The 2,488-nt window shown below is 66.1% G+C and carries 3 protein-coding genes; 2 read left to right on the top strand and 1 reads right to left on the bottom strand.

Features of this window, described 5'->3' with window-relative positions:
* Positions 1 to 636: 636 nt before the first annotated feature.
* Positions 637 to 1,032 carry a hypothetical protein gene (locus ABIB25_RS29090; protein ID WP_354531999.1) on the bottom strand — a complete coding sequence of 132 codons (396 nt, stop codon included), beginning with the start codon at positions 1,030 to 1,032 and terminating at the stop codon, positions 637 to 639.
* A 217-nt stretch (positions 1,033 to 1,249) separates the two neighbouring features.
* Here ABIB25_RS29090 and ABIB25_RS29085 point away from each other — a divergent pair, with 217 nt between their 5' ends.
* Both ABIB25_RS29085 and ABIB25_RS29080 read left to right on the top strand, forming a co-directional pair.
* Positions 1,250 to 1,402, top strand: coding sequence for a hypothetical protein (locus ABIB25_RS29085; protein WP_354531998.1), 153 nt, complete (start codon positions 1,250 to 1,252; stop codon positions 1,400 to 1,402).
* A 529-nt stretch (positions 1,403 to 1,931) separates the two neighbouring features.
* Complete coding sequence (locus ABIB25_RS29080) at positions 1,932 to 2,054, top strand: hypothetical protein (protein ID WP_354531997.1); 123 nt, start codon at positions 1,932 to 1,934, stop codon at positions 2,052 to 2,054.
* The last annotated feature ends 434 nt before the right edge of the window (positions 2,055 to 2,488 follow it).

Genomic DNA, 2,488 nt, shown 5'->3' with positions numbered 1-2,488 from the left:
ACGAGCTAGCACAGTGACACCCCAAAAGGCGCCACCACAAACAATCTCGTAATGCACCAAATGATGTCCTACCCCCGCGAAGTGGGTAGCAGGACGATAAATCAGTTGGCACTGACTTTCGGTACGCTGTTGAGTTCTCAAAGATCAAACGCGCACCCAGCAAAAGGCCTCTCAACCTTGCTCGGGGCAACCTATTCAACGCTACCCGGTCCGATGCGCGGTGTCAAACCACTCGTCCCGGTCCTCCTGGAGCCCGCCCTGAGGCGAGCTCCGCCCGAACCTGTTACCAGGCTCTAGGTGAAGGGTGTGGCTGCCTTGGCCTCTAGGGCTCAACTGGCAACTCCGACGACATTACGTGAGGTCGGTGGAGAGGTCAAATCGCGGCATCGGCCCGCGGCCTGACCCTCAGGTCAGCGACAAACGTGAACGTCGGCCGGGCGGGAAACCGGCTGCCGGACCTGGGTGGATGGGGTCTGCCGCCCGTGTCGGCATAGCGCAGACAGAGGGCCGATCTACGGCACAGCCGGTCCCGCCAGGACCAATCCGGGGAGGGTGCAGCATCGTGTGGGCCGTCACCCCGTCTCGATCCGGGGGACGCGCGACTGTATGTTGCCGGCGCGTTCACGAGGACGCGCATCACCCAGCTCCATAGCGGGCGCAGGCGAGCCTCTTCGGAAAGGGCGCCCGCGCAAGGATGTCGGCGTTCGTCACACGCCCATCGACCGCGAACTTCAGGCGCCAGCCGGCAGAAAGGTGTCGCCCAACCACGGCAACCCTGGGCAGATCGCCGAACGGGTTCGTTCCGGAATCCATCGCATAGCCGGCGACACGGGGGAGGTCGAGATGCAGACGGGTGACCTCGAACTTGATCCCGTGCGTGCCACCGACCGCGTCCATGCTCCAGCCGGCATGGTCGTGGCACAGCACCATGGCCATCTCTGCGGTGCGTGAATCGCCGAGCGTCATGGCCCAGAGATCGGCGTCGGTCACCGCGGCGATGGCATCCGTGGTCCCCTGGCTCGCGTGATCCAACAGCACTCCCACCAGGTAGCGAACCACCCCGCTGGGAACGATGTTCGCCGTCGAGAAATGCGGACGCGCTTCGCCGGCGAATCAGCCCGCACAAGTAGCCGGCGGTAACGCCATCGGTACTGACGGCGCCATTGACAACGGTCAAAGCGGCCAACGTCCGGCCCGCAGGCGCACTGGTCCGGCCGTGCGCCCGGCCGGACCGCCCGAAGGAGTCCACGTGGTCGAGCCTCAACCCGCCGGGGGGACTACTCATGACGGACGGCCGTCGGCCATCAACCGTGGCCAGGACGTCAGCGACAAGAACGCCGTGCCGGTCCAGCAGCGGCGTCAACTCGAGGATCCGGGCTGCGACGCCCTCGTGATCATCTAAACCCGCGACGCCCTCGACGGTGTGACTCGTCGGGAGATGTCCGACGTCGTGGAGCAGCGCGGCGCACGTGTCGTCACATCGGCCGCATCGAAGTGCGACACCAGCGCAACTACGCCAAGTGAGTGCCCGAGCCGACTGCAGGTCTGGCCTGTGGTCAGAGCCGCCCCCATGCCCGCATGTGCCACGAACGCCAGTCGGCGCACCCACCACGACCGGAGCAGGTCGTCTTCACCGTCTCGCGCGCCTCGATACCCCATCCGCGCCGGCCACCCGCGGCATCCTGGGAAGGATTGCGGCGCGCCGCCGATGGACTCGCCGACCGCCCACACGTCCGGTGCACTCAGATCGCCGAGAACCCCGCAGTACGAGAGGTTGTCGCGCGCGTCTGCGGGAAGCGTCGGCGACCTCGAACGAGTCTCGTGGCGCATCCGCCCGCCGCGATGCAGGCCAGCGCTCCTGCTGCCGAGTTCCTCAACTCCAAACCCGGTTGCGGAGGGCGGCAGCAGGAGCGCGTTCGATCATCGGCGTGATGGACCTCGACGGGGTGGACCTGGACCGGCTGAGCGCCGAGTCCCGAGTGAAGCTACGCCGGGTGCTGCAACTGTTGACCGTCTCCGCACAACAGGCTCTTCAGGAGAACATCCCTACCTAGTCGGTTCTTCCGCCATGGACGGCGGTGATCGACAGAGCGACGTCGACTTCCTGGCGGTCACCGCAGACCCGGTGGCAGCCGACGAGCTGCGCGAACTTCGCGAGTTGCACCGTCGGCTAGCCACCGGGGCCGGCCATTGGAACCGTCACCTCGAAGGCAGCTACGTCACGATCGCGCAGTTGCCTGATGCACCGGGTTCGCCTCCCTGGTGGTACGCCATGGCCATCCGACGCTCGGCCCGCCCCCGATCGCGTTCATCGACTGTCGCTCGCCATCGTGATGGGACCACGTTGGACGGTTTTCTGCCACGGGGATGGGACCGCCGTTCTGCCAGTTGTGGGACCACCCGGCGTGTCCTGACGCCGGACGTCGCGGGGTGCTTGTTCGATCTCCTTGTCCTGTTTGCAGACGTGGAGGTCGCTGACGATGGCGTT

Source organism: Nakamurella sp. UYEF19, assembly GCF_040546275.1.
Classification (GTDB): domain Bacteria; phylum Actinomycetota; class Actinomycetes; order Mycobacteriales; family Nakamurellaceae; genus Nakamurella.
Note: the sequence above shows the minus strand (reverse complement) of the source record. Positions and strands in the feature narration are given on the sequence as shown.

Bases quoted from the DNA above. Each gene is read 5' to 3' on its own strand.
- ABIB25_RS29080 (WP_354531997.1), top strand. From the start codon at position 1,932: ATGGACCTCGACGGGGTGGACCTGGACCGGCTGAGCGCCGAGTCCCGA.